The following is a 14,357-nucleotide window of genomic DNA, read 5'->3' as shown; positions in this document are numbered from 1 at the left end:
AACTTAAGAATCCGAACGTTTAGGCGTCCGATCTATTGGGAGGCGTACAGCGGCCCCCGGACGAACCTATCAGCGCAGTTGCGCCGCCGCCACGAACAGCACCATGCTGCCGATGGCACCGTCGAGCAGCCGCCACGCCGTGGCCTTGCGGAACAGCGGAGCTAAAAGCCGCGCACCATAGCCAAGCGAGATGAACCAGAGCGGACTAATGGTCATCGCGCCGAGCGCGAACGACACTCTGGCGCCCTCGGGCTCGCGCGCACCGGCCGTGCCGATCAACAGGAGCACGTCGACATAGACGTGCGGGTTGAGCCAAGTGAAGGCGAGCGTCATGAAGACCACCGACCATCCGCTTTGCCGTACCGGCGCGTTTGCCGGTGCTTGCTCGCTCGGCACTTGCATGACCGCATGGCCGGGGCGCCATGCGCGCCGCAGCGTGGAGAAGCCGAACCAAGCGAGGTAGGCCAACCCCCCGTACAGGACGAATTCGATAACGCGCGGGTAGTGCGTGGCCAGCGCCGCGGCGCCTCCGACGCCGGCCGCGATCAGCAAGAAATCCGAGACGGTGCATAGCGTCACGATTTTGCCGACGTGCGAGCGCATGATGCCCTGACGAAGCACGAAAGCGTTTTGCGCTCCGATGGTGACGATGAGCGAGGCGCACAGCGCCGCGCCGTGTGCGTAAGCGGTCCAGTTCATGATGAGGCGAGTAGACGATGCGAGTGGATAGCGTTAGTCTGCATGCCGAATGCATCTAAGAACAGCTAATTTGGCTTATGCCGATTAAGGAACGCTAATGATCGACTATGCTTTGCTCGACGCGCTGGCCGCGGTGGTGCGGCATGGCTCGTTCGACCGGGCGGCGAGCGAGCTGAATGTGACCGCGTCGGCGGTCTCGCAGCGCGTCAAGCTGTTGGAAGAGCGCGTCGGCAGCGTGCTCGTCAAGCGCGGGCAGCCGTGCGTGGCTACGGCGTCGGGCGCCTTGCTCTGCCGCCACACCGAGCGCGTGCGGCTGCTCGAAGCCCAACTGGCCGACGACATGCCGTCGATGGCGGGAAGCCTGCTCGGCCAGTCGTGGCCAACGCTGCGCGTGGCCGTCAACGACGACAGCGTCGGTACCTGGTTCGTCGACGCCGTGGCGGCGTTTTGCGCCGAGCGGCGCATGCTGCTCGATCTCGTCATCGACGATCAGGACCACACGGCTCAGCGAATTCGCGACGGCAGCGTGCAAGGCGCGGTAACGACGCAAGCCGAGCCGGTGCAGGGTTGCCGTTCGGTACGGCTCGGGCGGATGCGCTATCTCGCGGTCTGCTCGCCGGCGTTCTTCCAAAAGTATTTCGGTGACGGAGTGGGTCGGGAGGCGCTGCGCCGGGCGCCGTGCGTGGTCTTCAATCCGAAGGACGCGCTGCAAGCGCGATTCATGCGGCGTCTGACGCGGGCGGAGATCGACCCGCCCCAGCATTGGCTGCCGCATGTCGGCGGCTATTTGCGGGCATGCGCGACGGGGCTCGGCTGGGGCATGTGCCCCACCCAAATGATCGAAGGGTTGCTCGAGCGGGGCGAACTCGTCGAACTCGCGCCGGGCCGGCATCTCGACGTCGATTTGTACTGGCAGAGCTGGCGCTTGTCGATCGGCTGGCTGGACGAATTCAGCTCCGTGTTGAAGCGGCGCGCCGGGGAGTTCTTGGATTGAAGCTTGCCGGTTGCAACTTACGGTAAACCCTCATAGGTGACACCCTTTTTGCGTAACGCATTCGTATTCTGGCAACATAGAGTGCTTTGTCTACCCCGGTACAACGTTGCGCGAAGACGCGACGGGGCGCTTGGCGCCATATAACGAGCGGTCCCCCCAACCACTGCGAGCAGTGCATTTCCTATGGTTTTGAACGTCGAAAGTGCCCGCCAAGCTGCGGATTTAGGCAGCAAGATCCGAGCGCTGAGGCATCGGCTGCATAAAACGCTCGATGAAACGGCAACCGCGGCAGGCATCTCGAAGCCGTTTCTGTCGCAAGTCGAACGCGGCCTCGCCACCCCGTCGCTGACGTCCCTCGCCGGCATCGCCGCCGCGCTGGGCGTCACGCTCCAATATTTCGTGGATACGCCGAGCGAGGAGCGCTCGGTGCGGCGCGCGGGTCAACTGCGTTTTTTCAGCTTCGCCGATTCGACCGACCTCTTCGCCCGGCTGACGAACTCGTCGGTCGGTAGCCAACTGGAAAGCATCTTGGTGCGGTTGCCCGCCGGGCAGCCCTCGGCCGAAGTCACGACGCACGCGGGCGAGGAGTTCGTCTATGTCATCTCGGGCGAGATGTCGCTGACGCTCGAGGGCAAAACCTTCGTGCTCTACGCGGGCGATAGCGCGCACTACGAATCCACGGTGCCCCATAGCTGGTCCAATACCGGCAACGTCGAAACGACGCTCGTTTGGGTTGGTACGCCGCGGCTGTTCTAGTGTGGGCCGCGCGAACGGGGCGGCGACGCCTCCCCCAATACGCGGGCTCGAAGGAGCCACTGCAAACCAAGAATGATCCGCGTATCGCCGATTCGCTCTCGTTGCGCGTGGGTCGCGACGATGTCGGCGGCCCGGCGTGCTTCGCGGCAGGCCGCGATGAGCGACGCCGGATCGAGAGGCTCCAACTCTGCCGGCCAATATGCAGGCGACGTGGCCCCACGCATCGCTATGAGACGAGATGCGGGATCGAGCGTGATTTCGCGTTGCCGGAGCCGCCAGAATTCGCCGTTCGGCCAACGTTGCTCCATTGCGTAGTACTGTGCGCGCGTGGCCAAATAGCGGTCGAAATCGGTTTCGTGGCTCGCCTGCAGTGCATCGAGAGCGGTCCGGTTCGCAACGGTGTCGCCGCTGGACAGTAGCCGGGTGATGATTCCTGCTGCGCGGATGCCCGAATCGAGCGCGCGTGCGATTCCGCTAGAGGACAGTGGATCATGACTCGCCGCGCAATCGCCTACCGCGAGCCAGCCGTCGCCGTGCATCTGCTCGAGGCTGGCGGAGTGCGCGGGCGCCACGCCGATTCGCAAAGGCACCGGACGCGCGCCGAGGCGCTCCATCGTCCTGCCAGCACCCGAGAGCAGACCCGACCATACGGCGGGCGAGCGTAACGCGTGACGCCGGCACAAGTGAGCATCGGTCATTAACGCGACCCACCATACGCGATCGGAGCCGGTGGCCGGTTTTTCGGCGGGCAGACTCGCCGAGTAGAACCAGCCGCATTCGACAGGCTCGACCAGCGTGAAGGTATCGGCGATCGGTTCGCGGATAGGGAAAGCCGAATAGAGCGCAAGCATCCGATCGTATCGCCGACGGCGTGCGCCTAGCCGGCTCACGAGCGCCTGGGCCTTGCCCGTGGCGTCGACGAGCATACGCGCGCTGATCGTCGACGCGGAACCCGGCGTGCGGACGACGACGCGCCAACCCTGAGGCGATCGCACCGGCTCTGCGATACGCGCCTCGCGCCAGACGGTCGCGCCGGCCCGTTCGGCCGCGGCGGCAAGATCGGCGTCGAAACGCCGGCGATCGAGATGCCACCCGTGTCCGTACGGCGTGAAGAGAAAATCGCGCTCTTCGCGCACCTCGCTTCCCCATGAGGCCGCATTGCCGTATGCAGCAAGATGACCGGCACGCTCGAAGTCGCGCCATACGCCGAGATGTTCCAACAAGCCGCGCGTGCCCGGCGATAGCGTTTCGCCTACGCGCGGTTCTTCGTAGCGCGTCTTTTCGACAATGGCGACGCTCAGGCCCGCGCGTGCGAGTTGCAACGCCGTGGCGCATCCCGCCGGTCCGCCCCCGACGACGAGGATATCGAGCGCGCCCTCACTTGATGCCAAGCCCTGCCCCTTGTGCGAGATAGTTCGTGTTCCGTTCGCTTTCCACGAAATTTTGGTAATCCTCGGTGCCGATATTGACGATGAAACCGAGGTCTTTCCACGCCGAGGTCATTTGGCCGAACGAATTGATGCCCCGCGAATAGTCGACCGGTTGGCCGGCGGCGGTAAGGCTGAAGCCCGATTGCGACTGTATGTTCAACGTCAGGCCGTTGTTGCCGCCGATTTGTACCGGCTGCGCGCAGACGTAGCCATCGAGCACTTGATTGCCGGGGTCCATGTCTCCTGCCACCACGTGCATCGGACTTTGCGGCGGCCACCAATATACGTAGTAGGTGGGTGCGATTTGGACGCCATCGGCGCTTTGGTTCACGGCAGGATCGAGCGCATTCGGCGTTTGTATCGTGCAGTCGAAAAAGTCGGCCTGCCACGGAATGGCCATGCGCTTCGTCAAATCGCCGGGCTCTACCCCGTGACCGTCCTGAGGGTCGGAGGTCAGCGACAGTCCGTGTTGCCCGTAGTGGGTCGCGAGCGCTTCGAGGTTGCCGCTCCAATGCGCTATGTCGTAGCAGAACGGCTTCCGGTAGAGCTTAGGGCTGCGTACGATCCATGATGTCTCGATGCCCGGTGAGAAAGGGCCGCCGACCACGTTGCCGAGGACCGAACGATCGAGTTCGGTGACCTCGCCGCGCAGGTCAGGCGCGGCTGGCCCGAGGTCGAACTTGCCTTCGGCCCATTGGTGCAAAAAGAAGTATTGCGTGGGCGTGAGCGTCAGAAATTTGTAAATCAGCGTGTTGGTGACGGAATTGTCGCCCGAATTGAGCGGCATCAACGGAACGCCGTCCTGGCTCATGAGCGTGTTCGGCCCGTTCTCCACCTCATCGATGAACCGGTACGACTCCGGCGGAACCGGAACGCGAAAGTAGCTGAAGTAGCGTTTGCGAGCGGCCGCGTTCGTATCGGATCCGTCGCGCACGTCGAAGGCCGGATGGGAGAACTCGCTCATCGTCGGCGTATGCGCGACCCAGCGATAAGCGCCGGGACGTTCGATGATCGGTTTGATGTCGCGTTCGAAGTTTGGTCGATACTCCGTATTGAAGCCGGCGATCGGATCGTAGCGCTCGGGATTGCCCGGCCAAGCGGTGGCGTCGTAAAGCTCGGGAGCATAGTCGAGCAAGCGCACGGATATGTCGTAGACGGTGTCGTCGAGCGTCACGATGTTGACGAGTTCAGGGGCGAATTTCGGACTTCCGACGATTACCCAAGCCGGTTCGAGATCCACGACGGTGCCGTCCTTCAAATAGACGGTCGCGCCGACATAGCCGTCCGAGACGTCGTCCCACCACTCTTGCGCGCCGCGGAAGTTGCTGAGCGGCGACATACCGGCGGAGTTGCCGAAACCGCCGAGCAACACGAGCCGGCCGTCGTCGTCCATCATGATTTCGCCGAGTGTGTCGATCGACGGATGGAGTGTCGTCGGCGGAAACGAGAAATGCGCGTAATTGGCGGGCGGTGTGTATCGCGAGAATGCTTGCCTGTCGCCGGGTGCGGTGACGGTGCGAGGCCCGGGGTCGATCATCAGCTTCTTACGTTTCTCATGATCCGTCTCATCGGCGTTGTTCAGCGGAACGTGTTGTTTCTCGTAGCTATTCCAGTCACCGAACTCCAGATCACCTTGCAGTTCCGAGAACGTGTACCAAATCGGCTTTTTGTTGGCAATGTGGGCGGTCCACTCGATGCGAGCGACGCGCGGATCGGCAAGTGTGACTTCGGCATGGCTGCCGTCGCTTAGATGTTCGAATATCTTGAAGCGCGCGGCCTGGCGTTTGATGCCGCCGACGGCATCCTTGAAGCGGCTGACCTCGATCGGTTTGCCGTCGGGCACCGTCGGATTGCCTCCCGCGTCGCACTCCAGCGGCAGGCCGCCGGTGCTTTCCGGGCCGAGGTAAAAAGCGCTCTTGCTATTGCCTATGCGGGCAACGCCCACCTTTGGGTGGATGGAAAACATAGATGACATAGGGTCTCCGTGCACCAAGCCCTCGACGGATGCGCCTAAGCCACGCGGCAACGCGGTGTCGCATCGATGAATGGACTCGACGGTGGTTTCTAGATTCGCGGAAACCAGGTTAGGACAAAGTGAACCAAATGGTGAGAGCAATACCTCGTCCGCGCGAGGGTTTGCGCCAGATAGTGGGAATGATGCCGCGCGAAGTGTCGTGTTGGCTGAAATCCGCCATCGGCTACAGCGCGAAAAACTCTCTTGATTTGGAGGTGTTTACTTCCTAATATCTGCGGTATGAACACTTCCACCGAAGGCGTAGCCGAATCGCGAGGGCCGGGCCGGCCCCGTGAATTCGTGCTCGACGACATACTGGACAAGGCGATCGTCGTCTTCAGCGAGCTTGGCTTCCACGCCACGTCGCTGGCCAGGCTCACGCAGGCGCTCGGTATCACCGAAGGCAGCCTTTACAAAGCATTCAAGGACAAGCGCGCGATTTTTCTGGCCGCTTTCGAGCGTTATGTCGGCTTGCGCAACGCACGCATGGCGCAGGAACTGGCGAATGCAAAGACGGGAAGGGAAAGCGTCGAGGCGATCCTTAGACTGTATGCCGAGTACAGTCACGGCGTGGTGGGCCGGCGCGGCTGTCTCGTGGTCGGCAGCGCCATCGATCTGGCTAGCTCCGATGCGGATATGGCCAAGCGGGTCGCGGGCGTGCTCAAGGTGCATGAAAAGCGCCTCATGGACGCGATCCGGCAAGGACAGGAAGACGGCTCGATCTCCGCCCGGTTGGACGTGGAGTCCGCGGGGCGGCTGCTACTTTGCATCGTTCAGGGCATGCGCGTCCTGGGCAAGACAGGCCGGTCGCACGGCGAAATGCTGGGCGTTGTCGAAAACGCACTGAAATTGCTCGATTGAATTTTTTTGCCCTATTTGGAAATGATCGTTCCCAAATAGGGCATGACCCATCCGTGCTTCGCTGCGCCGCTCGGCGACGCGTCGGCACGACATTCGAAAGAGGAGTAGATCGTCATGGAGCACAGCGTCATTGATACCTCGGCGGCCGATACGTGTCCGCCGTTCGATTCCACCCAATTCTGGCGCGTGTTCCATCGCGAGACCACCACGGTGAACGGCGTGCGCCTGCATTTCGTCGAGGGCGGGCGCGGCGAGCCGGTGCTGTTGCTGCCGGGATGGCCGCAAAGCTGGTATGCATGGCGATACGTCATGCCCTTGCTCGCCGAGGCGGGAAGGCGCGTGATCGCCGTCGATCCGAGAGGCATGGGCGATTCGGATCGTGCTGTCGCGGGGTACGACATGCGAACGGCGGCCGCTGACATCCACGGGCTTGCTCAGGCGTTGGCGTTGACGTCATCGGGGCCGATCGACGTCGTGGGTCACGATATCGGCAGTTGGATCGGCTACGCGTATGCGGCCGAGTGGCCGCGGGAGGTGCGCCGTCTCGCGGTCTTCGACTCGGCGCTGCCCGGCGTCACACCGCTTGCGCCGGCACGTATCCCGAGCGAGGAAGCCAACGTCAAGACCTGGCATTTCGGTTTCAACCGGTTGGACGATCTGCCTGAAATCCTGCTGCGGGGCCGCGAACGTGAATTCTTGACCTGGCTGTTCCGTGCCAAGGCGCTACGCGATTGGACAATCACACCCGCGGATCTCGACGAGTACGTGAGAGTGAACGCCTTACCCGGTGCGACGCGCTCCGCGCTCTCTTACTACCGGCATGTATTTAGTGTCGAGGGGCTCGAACAGAACCGCCGGCGCGCCGAGACCCGGCTCGAGATACCCGTGCTCGCGTTCGGGGCGGATAGGGGCGTCGGATCGATGCTGTTCGATACGATCCGCATGGTGGCTCACGACGTTCGCGGCGGCGTATTCAACGATTGCGGACACTATATGCCCGAGGAGGCGCCGCGCGCGGTCGCGAATCGGGTCCTCGCGTTCCTCGAGGCCTGACGGGGTCATGCGGCGCCGACGACCCTACCGGACGCTACTAGGTTTTGTCGACGCGCTCGATCAGCGCCATGGCGGCCCGCGGATTGTTCGCTTTATAACCGCTGATCACATAAAGGAAGACATCGCACGGCGCCGGCTCGCGTGTCGCGGGCTCGACGCTGCGCAAATCTTCGGGTCGTGCACCCGTCGCCCACTGCTTGGCTCGCTCGGCCCAAGCATCCAACGCCTGCTTCGAATATCCGAGCGATTCCTGTTCGACCGTCCCCATGATGCGCGCATAGACGAACGGAGCGGTGACGTCCGCGATCTGCGGATAATCGCTGTCGCCGGCGATGACGACGGCAACTTCATGTTCGCGGGCGAGCGCGATGAACTCCGGGTGCGCGAAGCTTTCGTGTCTGACTTCGACGGCATGCCGGATGGTGCGTCCATCGATTTGCTGCGGCAGCAAGCGCAGGAACCCATCGAAATCCTCGGCATCGAATTGCTTGGTCGGCGCGAATTGCCAGTTGATCGGCCCCAGCTTGTCTTTTAAGGCGAGTACCCCGCTCGAGAAAAACCGCTCGATCGAATCGCCGGCTTCGGCCAGGACGCGGCGATGCGTGGCGAAGCGCGGGGCTTTCAGCGAAAAGACGAAATCGTCGGGCGTCTCGTCATGCCACTTTTCGAAACTGGTTGCGCGTTGCGTGCCGTAGAACGTGCCGTTGATTTCGATCGAAGTCAATTGGCGGCTCGCGTATTCGAGCTCGCGTTTTTGCGTGAGGTCGCCCGGGTAGAAACGGCCGCGCCAAGGCTCGTAAGTCCAGCCTCCAATGCCGATGCGAATACGCGCGGCGGGGCGCGTGGTTTTGCGGGTTCGAGGTTTGGCGCGCTGCGGGTCGGTCATAGTCGCTCCGTCTGATGCGCGATCGCGCATTAAGTTTTCTCTCGATGGCGTGCCTTCGAGCGGCGCTCGGCGGCCTGACGCGGCGCAGGCCCCGTGGATTGTCTCACGATCAGCTCGGTCGGCAGCACGATGCGCGGCGCTATCGTATCGTCGTTTTCCATCTGCGAGAGCAGCGTCTGCACGGCGGCGCGCCCCATCTGCGCGAACGGCTGACGTATCGTCGTCAACGGCGGATGCACTTGCGACGCCATCGGGATATCGTCGAAACCGACAACGGAAAGGTCGATGGGGACCTTGAGGCCCTGTTCGCGCGCCGCGGCGATCACCCCGAAGGCGCTCAAGTCGTTCACGGCGAAGATCGCGGTAGGCGGCTCGGGAAGCGCAAGCAATGTGCATCCCGCCTCGAATGCCCTCATCTGCGAAAGATCGCCGGGGACGATAAGCCGTGGGTCGCTTTGCAACCCGAGTCTAGCCAGCCCATCGACATAACCTCGCCGCCTATCGCGCACGCCTTCGATCGACTCGTCCCCGCCGACGAAGCCGATGCGAGTATGGCCGAGTTGCGCCAAATGCTCGACCGCACGCATGGCGCCGCCGTAACTGTCGACGGAAATCGAGGGGAAGCCGTCGAGGCTGCCGCGTTGATCGATGGCGACGACGGGAACGTTGGCTGCCGCAAGCGCGCTGAAATAGGCGGATTCGCGAGGCAGGATCGCGACCACTCCATCGGTGAACTGCCGGATCAATCCCAAGACCGAGCGGTGCGAATGACGGTCTTCGTCAAACAGCGTATAGACGAGCGTTTCATACCCTTGCGCGCGCGCAGCCCGGCCGACGCCGACGACGAGTTCGCCGACGTAGTGATTGTCGAGTACGGGCGTCATGATGCCGATGATGCCGTTACGGCTGCCGGAGAGCTTTTGCGCGCTGCGGTTGACGACATATCCGAGGTCCGAGGCGATCTTCAGCACCTCCTCGCGTGTTTCCTGCGAGACGCCGGGCTTGTCGTTGAGCGCGCGCGACGCGGTCATCTGCGAGACGCCGGCAATTTTCGCGACCTGCGCAAGGGTGGGGGCTTGTTTGCTCATTTCGTTCATTGCGAGCTGCGATTCAGTCTACTCGCTACGCGGGCCTTGGCACCATCGACGGTAGCGGTAACGTCATCTTATCAGGGACTGCGCGGATGGGCGGGATAAAACGAATTCAGTGCTCTTATGCACGATGGGAATGACTAAGGAAGAGCACATGGCCGAGCCGAGAGGTGCGGCGGGTAAACACTGATAGCGGCTGTTTTCGGGCAAACCTAACATGAACTAACGTTAGCGATAACGTGACGCTGGTAGACAACGATGGAGACATGGATGCGTGCTGGCAAACTCACCCAATTCGCGCGTGCCGCGACTTGCCTCGCGGCTGTCTGGGCCCTGTCGATCGGCTCCGGCTACGCGCAGTCGGATAAGGTGATCGTCGAATGGGATCACCAAACGAGCGGCAGCGAGCCGACGAATTTACAGGATGCGATCACCCGGTTCGAGCGCGCCAATCCCGGCGCCAAGGTCGAGTCGTCGCACGTACTCAACGATCCCTACAAGGCCAAGTTGAAGATAGCCTTCGGTGCGGCGCAGCCACCGTGCGTGTTCGATACGTGGGGCGGCGGCGGGCTTCGGGAGTACGTCAAGTCGGGGCAAGTGGTCGATCTCACCCCATTCCTGAAGCAAAACCCGGCGTTCGCCGGCCGGTTTCTCCCCACGTCTTGGACGGCGGTCACCACCGACGGAAAGACCTACGCCATTCCGGAAGAAAACGTTGCAGTCGCCGTCGTTTTCTATAACAAAGACCTCTTTCAGAAATATCACTTGAGCCCGCCCGCCACGTGGCCCGAGTTGATGAACGTGGTGAAGACCCTCAATGCGCATGGCGTCGCTCCGTTTGCTTTGGCGAACAAGAACAAATGGACCGGCTCGATGTACTACATGTACCTCGTCGATCGTCTCGGCGGGCCGGGTGTGTTCCAGCGCGCAGTCAGCGCAACGGGCGGCAGTTTTGCCGATCCGGTATTCGTCGAGGCAGGCAAGTACATCCAGGATCTCGTGAAAGCGGGTGCGTTTGCTCCTGGCTTCAACGGCCTCGACTACGACATTGGGGCATCGCGCCGCCTACTTTATTCGGGGCGTGCCGCGATGGAACTGATGGGTACGTGGGAGGCCTCCACCATTCGCAAAGAGAATCCGTCGTTCTATCAGAAGCTCGACTTCTTCCCGTTTCCTAGCGTGCCGGGTGGAAAAGGCGATCCGCGCGACGTCGTCGGGACGGTCGGCGATAGCTTCTTGAGCATTTCGACGCAATGCCAAGATAAAGCCGCGGCATTTCGCTTGATTCAAACCTTGACCGACGACGCAGCGATGAAAGGCCGCGTGGCCGACGATCGCATTCCGCCCGTCAAGGACGTCACGCTCTCCGATCCGTTGATGAAACGCGTGCAGGCGCTGATCGAACAAGCGCCGAGCGTGCAGCTCTGGTACGACCAGGAATTGCCGCCGCGCCTGGGCGAACGGCACAAGGATCTCGCACAAGCGCTGTTCGGGCTGTCCGTCACGCCCGAAGCGGCAGCCGAGCAGATGCAAGAGGCCGCCAAAGGCGCGAACTGATTCGCGTCGATCGACTGCATGCACTAAAAGCCGGAGGTGGTCTTGAGTACGGTGACGGTTGAATCCGACGTATCGAAGATATCGAGTGGGCGACGCAAGGTGGGTTCGCAGTGGCTCGGCGTCGTGGTTTTGCTTGCGCCTTCGATGTTGTTGCTCGGCGTATTCTTGCTCTATCCGCTCGCCGGCAGTTTCCGTTTGTCGTTGCTCGATTGGAATGGGCTCGGCAGCGGCGCGCGGTTCGTCGGCCTCGCCAACTGGGTCCACCTGTCGCAGGACGCCGTGTTCTGGAAGGCGTTGCGCAACAATTTGCTGCTGGCGCTGTTTTCAGTCGTGATTCAGTTGCCGATCGCGCTCGTGCTTGCCGTCATGTTGGACAAGGCGGGGCAGGGATCGAGAGTACTGAAACTGCTCTATTTCCTGCCTTTGCTGATGTCGAGCGTCGCCATCGGCGTGCTGTTCAAGAACGTCTATGATCCGAATTTCGGTCCTCTGAACGTCGGTTTGCGCGCGATCGGACTCGATGGATTGGCTCAAGATTGGCTTGGGGATCCGCATTTTTCGCTTGCCGCCACGATTGCGGTCATCTGCTGGCAGAACATCCCGTTCTACATGATTCTGTTTCTCGCTGGGCTGTCCTCGTTTCCCGCCGAGTTGAGCGAAGCGGCGAGACTCGACGGCGCCTCCGAATCCACGATCTTTTGGCGCATCAAGCTGCCGCATTTGCAAGGCACGATTCGCACGGCGATGTTGCTGGCCGTTCTGGGCTCGCTCAGGTACTTCGATCTTGTGTTCGTCATGACGGGCGGGGGTCCCGAACACGCCTCCGAACTGATGGCGACCTATATGTACAACAAGGTATTCAGCGCGTTCCAACTCGGTTACGGAAGCACGATCGCCTCCGCGATGTTCCTGATCGTCGCGCTCGTTGCCGCCGCCGCCATGCGCGCGACGCAACGCTACTCGCAAAAGGTCTGACCATGTTCGCTCCGAGAATTCGAGGGATGGCGCAGGCCAAACGCGGCGTGTCGTATTTCCTCGCGCTCATCTGGCTCGCCGTCACCACGCTTCCTTTTCTCTTCGTGATCGTCACGAGCTTGAAGTCGCAGGAGGAATCTTTCGCGGATTCGGTATGGGCCTTGCCGCGGCATCTCGATTTTGCCGAGTACGCATCGGTATTGCAGGGACCGTTCTTCACCTACCTGCTCAACAGTTGTTTCGTGGTCGGCGTGTCGGTGCTATTGATCGTCTTGCTGAGTTCGATGGCTGCCTATGCCTTTGCTCGGCTCCATTTCCCTTTCGGGAAGACGTTGTTCGGCCTCGTGGTGGCGGCGATGATCGTGCCGATACACGCCACCTTGGTTCCGATTTATCTCCTCGTCCGAAATATCGGCTTGTACGATTCCGCCTTTGCTTTGATCGGGCCGTACGTCGCATTCAGTTTGCCGATTTCGATCTTCATCTTGACCGAGTTCATGCGGCAGATTCCGCGTGAATTGGAGGAGGCCGCTTGTTTGGACGGCTGCGGACCGCTCAAGATATTTTGGCGAATCTACTTTCCGCTCTCCACGCCGGGGCTCGCCACCGTTGCGATCTACAACGCCGTTGCGCTCTGGAATGAGTTCATCTTCGCCTACGTACTGACGTCGACGCCTGGACACCGCACGCTCCCGCTCGCGATATGGGACTTCCAGGGGCAGTATTCGTCGAACGTTCCCGCGATGCTTGCGCTCGTCACGCTCACCTCGCTTCCTTTGATTGCCGTCTATGCGTTCGGTCAAGAACGTGTGATCAAGGGAATGATGGCGGGATCGCTAAAAGGTTGATCAATCATGGCAAGCATTAGTTTGAGAAACGTCCACAAGGCGTATCAAGGCAATAGCCCGGTCGTGCGCCGGGTCGATTTGGACATCGATGCGCATGAGTTCTGCGTATTTCTAGGCCCATCCGGCTGCGGAAAATCAACGCTGCTTCGCATGATCGCCGGTCTCGAAGGGATAACTTCGGGCGAACTGAGCATCGACGGCAAGGTGGTCAACGACGTCCACCCGTCGAAGCGGAACGTTGCGATGGTGTTTCAGAATTATGCGTTGTATCCGCACATGAGCGTCTACGAAAACATGGCGTTCGCGTTGCGGCAGGCCAAGCTGGACGGCGCGGTCATCGATCGTAAAGTCCGGCAGGCGGCCGCCGCATTACAGCTCGATCAACTCCTGAGCCGCAAGCCCGCGGCGCTTTCCGGCGGCCAACGCCAACGCGTGGCGATCGGCCGAGCGATCGTGCGAGAGCCGGGCGTCTTCCTCTTCGACGAGCCGCTCTCCAACCTCGACGCCGCGCTGCGCGTGCAAACCCGGACGGAAATTTCTCGGCTGCATCGTGAATTCAATCAGGCAAGCGCGGTGTATGTCACGCACGATCAGACCGAAGCGATGGCGCTTGCGGACAAGATCGTTTTACTGCACGCCGGCGCCGACATGGAGCGCGAGGGAAGCATCGCGCAAGTGGGCTCGCCGCTCGATCTCTATCACCGGCCCAAGAATCGATTCGTCGCGGGCTTCATCGGTTCTCCGCGAATGAATTTCGTGCGGGGCAACGTCGTCGAGGCGCATGCGGACGGGGTTCATCTACGGCTGCCGGGCGGGGAGATGCTCGCCGCGGCGGTTGACGGGCGCAGCATCCGCGCGGGTGCCGAGGCCACGCTCGGCATTCGTCCCGAGCATCTCGCCTTGGCCGGCGGCGAGACGAAAGTGCAAATCATCAGGGCGCAAGCGCGGCTCATCGAACGATTCGGCGAATGCACCTACTTGCACGCCGGACTAGCGGAACAAGCCGATGCGCACGTCGTCGCGAAGCTGTCGGGCGACGTCAACGTCGAGCGCGGCCGGCCGGTCGCGCTTTGGGCCCCGCCCCATGCCTGCCATGTCTTCGACAGCAACGGTCTCGCACTGCCGCGGCTCGCCGGCACCGAGCACGCCCAACTTGCCGAGCGCAGCGCCTGATCGGTCATTCATTTATCCAA

General features: G+C 61.8%; 13 protein-coding genes. 8 read left to right on the top strand and 5 right to left on the bottom strand.

All coding sequences use genetic code 11. The features are described 5' to 3' along the window. Positions 1-69: 69 nt before the first annotated feature. Positions 70-699, bottom strand: coding sequence for a LysE/ArgO family amino acid transporter (locus tag DXT59_RS28970; protein ID WP_116141747.1), 630 nt, complete (start codon positions 697-699; stop codon positions 70-72). Positions 700-796: 97 nt separating this feature from the next. Here DXT59_RS28970 and DXT59_RS28965 point away from each other — a divergent pair, with 97 nt between their 5' ends. Next, complete coding sequence (locus tag DXT59_RS28965) at positions 797-1,693, top strand: LysR family transcriptional regulator ArgP (RefSeq protein ID WP_116141745.1); 897 nt, start codon at positions 797-799, stop codon at positions 1,691-1,693. A 183-nt stretch (positions 1,694-1,876) separates the two neighbouring features. Further along, positions 1,877-2,449, top strand: a complete 573-nt coding sequence (locus tag DXT59_RS28960) for a helix-turn-helix domain-containing protein (RefSeq protein ID WP_116141743.1) — start codon at positions 1,877-1,879, stop codon at positions 2,447-2,449. On the opposite strand, the gene DXT59_RS28955 is transcribed toward DXT59_RS28960, so the two are convergent. Then, positions 2,446-3,840, bottom strand: coding sequence for an NAD(P)/FAD-dependent oxidoreductase (locus DXT59_RS28955; RefSeq protein ID WP_162878299.1), 1,395 nt, complete (start codon positions 3,838-3,840; stop codon positions 2,446-2,448). The two genes, DXT59_RS28960 and DXT59_RS28955, sit on opposite strands and share 4 nt — an antisense overlap. Next, complete coding sequence (gene lodA / locus DXT59_RS28950) at positions 3,827-5,854, bottom strand: CTQ-dependent lysine 6-oxidase LodA (RefSeq protein ID WP_116141739.1); 2,028 nt, start codon at positions 5,852-5,854, stop codon at positions 3,827-3,829. The genes DXT59_RS28955 and lodA overlap by 14 nt, the downstream gene beginning before the upstream one ends. Positions 5,855-6,133: 279 nt before the next feature. On the opposite strand from lodA, the gene DXT59_RS28945 reads away from it, so the two are divergent. Both DXT59_RS28945 and DXT59_RS28940 read left to right on the top strand, forming a co-directional pair. After that, complete coding sequence (locus DXT59_RS28945) at positions 6,134-6,754, top strand: TetR/AcrR family transcriptional regulator (protein ID WP_116141737.1); 621 nt, start codon at positions 6,134-6,136, stop codon at positions 6,752-6,754. Between the two features lie 114 nt (positions 6,755-6,868). Further along, positions 6,869-7,807, top strand: coding sequence for an alpha/beta fold hydrolase (locus DXT59_RS28940; RefSeq protein ID WP_116141735.1), 939 nt, complete (start codon positions 6,869-6,871; stop codon positions 7,805-7,807). Positions 7,808-7,844: 37 nt separating this feature from the next. On the opposite strand, the gene DXT59_RS28935 is transcribed toward DXT59_RS28940, so the two are convergent. Together DXT59_RS28935 and DXT59_RS28930 are read right to left on the bottom strand one after the other, a co-directional pair. Further along, on the bottom strand, positions 7,845-8,693 hold the full coding sequence (locus tag DXT59_RS28935; protein ID WP_116142253.1) for a DUF72 domain-containing protein: 849 nt from the start codon (positions 8,691-8,693) through the stop codon (positions 7,845-7,847). A 29-nt stretch (positions 8,694-8,722) separates the two neighbouring features. Beyond that, positions 8,723-9,781, bottom strand: coding sequence for a LacI family DNA-binding transcriptional regulator (locus DXT59_RS28930; protein WP_116142252.1), 1,059 nt, complete (start codon positions 9,779-9,781; stop codon positions 8,723-8,725). 273 nt (positions 9,782-10,054) lie between these two features. Here DXT59_RS28930 and DXT59_RS28925 point away from each other — a divergent pair, with 273 nt between their 5' ends. From DXT59_RS28925 to DXT59_RS28910, 4 genes are read left to right on the top strand one after another with little or no spacing between them, the layout of a single operon-like run. Then, on the top strand, positions 10,055-11,341 hold the full coding sequence (locus tag DXT59_RS28925) for an extracellular solute-binding protein (RefSeq protein WP_116142250.1): 1,287 nt from the start codon (positions 10,055-10,057) through the stop codon (positions 11,339-11,341). Between the two features lie 51 nt (positions 11,342-11,392). Continuing rightward, positions 11,393-12,316 (top strand): carbohydrate ABC transporter permease, encoded by a 924-nt coding sequence (locus tag DXT59_RS28920; protein ID WP_240324746.1) that lies wholly within the window; start codon positions 11,393-11,395, stop codon positions 12,314-12,316. A 2-nt stretch (positions 12,317-12,318) separates the two neighbouring features. After that, positions 12,319-13,164: a carbohydrate ABC transporter permease gene (locus tag DXT59_RS28915; RefSeq protein WP_240324728.1), complete on the top strand. Its 846-nt coding sequence runs from the start codon at positions 12,319-12,321 to the stop codon at positions 13,162-13,164. A gap of 6 nt (positions 13,165-13,170) precedes the next feature. Further along, complete coding sequence (locus DXT59_RS28910) at positions 13,171-14,337, top strand: ABC transporter ATP-binding protein (RefSeq protein WP_116141731.1); 1,167 nt, start codon at positions 13,171-13,173, stop codon at positions 14,335-14,337. Positions 14,338-14,357: the final 20 nt, after the last annotated feature.

The sequence above is a fragment of the Trinickia diaoshuihuensis genome (assembly GCF_003390925.1).
Lineage (GTDB): Bacteria > Pseudomonadota > Gammaproteobacteria > Burkholderiales > Burkholderiaceae > Trinickia > Trinickia diaoshuihuensis.
The sequence above is the reverse complement of the archived record's forward strand: the minus strand, read 5'-3'. Positions and strand labels throughout refer to the sequence as shown.

Coding starts and splice junctions, on each gene's coding strand:
- DXT59_RS28970 (WP_116141747.1), bottom strand. CDS start 699: ATGAACTGGACCGCTTACGCACACGGCGCGGCGCTGTGCGCCTCGCTC.
- DXT59_RS28960 (WP_116141743.1), top strand. CDS start 1,877: ATGGTTTTGAACGTCGAAAGTGCCCGCCAAGCTGCGGATTTAGGCAGC.
- DXT59_RS28925 (WP_116142250.1), top strand. CDS start 10,055: ATGCGTGCTGGCAAACTCACCCAATTCGCGCGTGCCGCGACTTGCCTC.
- DXT59_RS28930 (WP_116142252.1), bottom strand. CDS start 9,781: ATGAGCAAACAAGCCCCCACCCTTGCGCAGGTCGCGAAAATTGCCGGC.
- lodA (WP_116141739.1), bottom strand. CDS start 5,854: ATGTCATCTATGTTTTCCATCCACCCAAAGGTGGGCGTTGCCCGCATA.
- DXT59_RS28945 (WP_116141737.1), top strand. CDS start 6,134: ATGAACACTTCCACCGAAGGCGTAGCCGAATCGCGAGGGCCGGGCCGG.
- DXT59_RS28915 (WP_240324728.1), top strand. CDS start 12,319: ATGTTCGCTCCGAGAATTCGAGGGATGGCGCAGGCCAAACGCGGCGTG.
- DXT59_RS28965 (WP_116141745.1), top strand. CDS start 797: ATGATCGACTATGCTTTGCTCGACGCGCTGGCCGCGGTGGTGCGGCAT.
- DXT59_RS28935 (WP_116142253.1), bottom strand. CDS start 8,693: ATGACCGACCCGCAGCGCGCCAAACCTCGAACCCGCAAAACCACGCGC.
- DXT59_RS28910 (WP_116141731.1), top strand. CDS start 13,171: ATGGCAAGCATTAGTTTGAGAAACGTCCACAAGGCGTATCAAGGCAAT.
- DXT59_RS28940 (WP_116141735.1), top strand. CDS start 6,869: ATGGAGCACAGCGTCATTGATACCTCGGCGGCCGATACGTGTCCGCCG.